The organism is Rhizobacter sp. P3_B12, from assembly GCF_056402895.1.
Window position 1 is genome coordinate 1 of record NZ_JBFUGN010001164.1, and the last position, 1,726, is coordinate 1,726.

The window sequence follows — 1,726 nt, forward strand, 5'->3', positions numbered from 1 at the left end:
CCCTCGCGCAGCGCCGACAGGTGCTCGCGCCCCGGTGTCGCCCCCAGGCCCGATGCCGGCGGGCCGGCGCCGTCGTCGGCCAGCTTCTCGCCGTTGACGCTGGCGCCGCGGCCCTGGCTGCGCAGGTCGGTCTGCATCACCTCGTCGGCGCGCCAGATGCCCAGTGGCCGGCCCAGCGGGTCGGTCTTCGGAATCGGCGAGGGCAGCAGGTCGCCGACACCGACGATCAGCCCCGGCACCTCGCCCGGTTTGTCGTCGAAGGCCGGCCGGTACAGCGGGTTCAGCGGCGGCGCCTCCTGCCCGTCGGTGATGAACACCAGCGAGGGCTTGCCGGGCAGGTCGCGCGCGATGCCGAGCGCGCTGTGCAGGCCCTTGGCGATTTCGCTGTTGCCCGACCAGGCCATGCGGCCGTCGATGCGCTCGAGCGTGGCGCGCAGCTCGCCCAGGTTCGCGCACACCTCCACCGGCGCCAGCAGCAGGAACGAGCGGTACTCGGTGAACACCGCCCAGCCCACCTTCGACCCGCAGGGCAGCGCGAGCAGGCTCTCGCGCAGCGCATGCTTCGCGAACGCGAGGCGCGACGCCGGCTTGCCGTCCAGCAGTTCGTCGGTCACGTTCATGCTCTGCGTGATGTCGAGCACCACCACGTGCTCGAACAGCCGGCGCTCGATGCGCACGCCGGGGTTCAGGAAGGTGGCGGCCAGCGCGAGCGCCGCCAGTGCCGGCAGCGCATCGAACGYCTTGATCGTCATGGCAGGCCCGGCGAATAGCCGCGCATCGTCGTGACGGCGCGCTCGGCGTCGCGCCGGCCGTCGGCCGGTTCGACCAGCGATTCGTCGGGGTCGGGCAGCAGGCGCTGGGCGCGCTCGAGGTTGTAGCGGGCGTCCCATTGCCCGGGGTCGTGGCGCAGCACCTCGCGGTAGCCCTCCTTGGCCAGCTCCAGCAGCGGGATCGCGAGACCCGGCTGCGTGCCGGCGCGCACCACCAGCGCCTGGCGCACCAGCAGGTTCGCGCTGTTGTAGCGCGCCGCCTGGCCGAGCGCCGAATCGCCCTGCAACGCGCGGTAGCGCTTCAGCGCGTCGTCGGCGGCACCGCTGGCCGCCTGCGCATGGGCCAGCGCGAACTGCAGTTCGGCGGGCGGCGTGCCGTCGTTGCGGGCGACCGGTGGCCCGGCGGCAATCGCCGCGTTCCACCGCTGCAGCCGCCACAGGTGCACGCCGTCGATCACCGCCGCCAGCGCCGCGAGGGCCAGCACCGCGATCACGAGGCGCGTGCGCCGCTGCGGTGTCATCAGGCCCATCGCTTGATCTCCAGCGCCTGCGCACCCAGCAACAGCAGCACGCACAGCAGCGCGATGCCGTGGGCATAGGGCGACAGCTCGCGCCGCGGCACGGTGTCGAGGTAGGTGATCGGCAGGTTCTCCAGCCGGTTCAGGTCGTCGATCGCGGCCTGCAAGGCCTTGTCGTTGTCGGCCTCGTAGGCGCGGTACGGCGTGCCCAGCGACTGGAAGAAGCGGTGCAGCTGGTGCTCAGGCACGGTGTCGGCGGCGCCCAGCGGGTCGCCGGCCTCGGCATTCAGCCCGGGGCTGTTGGCCGAGCGCAGGTAGAACCAGTTGATCGCGGTGCGGTGCTTGCGCGCCGCGAAGGCGATGCGCTCCTGCGTGGCCTCATCGAGCCGGTCGCCGCCGTCGGACACCAGCATCACGATGCGCGAGCCGGTGTAGGGC

At 72.8% G+C, this 1,726-nt stretch carries 2 protein-coding genes and 1 pseudogene; all 3 read right to left on the minus strand.

The genetic code is table 11. The features are described from left to right. The coding region (locus tag AC1D01_RS33330) for a vWA domain-containing protein (RefSeq protein ID WP_477873756.1) at positions 1 to 752 on the minus strand (752 nt) is incomplete at its 3' end. Further along, positions 749 to 1,300, minus strand: a complete 552-nt coding sequence (locus tag AC1D01_RS33335) for an MxaK protein (protein WP_477873757.1) — start codon at positions 1,298 to 1,300, stop codon at positions 749 to 751. The genes AC1D01_RS33330 and AC1D01_RS33335, both read right to left, overlap by 4 nt. Beyond that, positions 1,291 to 1,726: pseudogene (locus AC1D01_RS33340) on the minus strand (vWA domain-containing protein); the annotation flags it as partial. The pseudogene AC1D01_RS33340 and the gene AC1D01_RS33335, both read right to left, overlap by 10 nt.

Excerpts from the sequence above, each read along its gene's own strand:
- AC1D01_RS33335 (WP_477873757.1), bottom strand. The coding sequence starts at position 1,300 with ATGGGCCTGATGACACCGCAGCGGCGCACGCGCCTCGTGATCGCGGTG.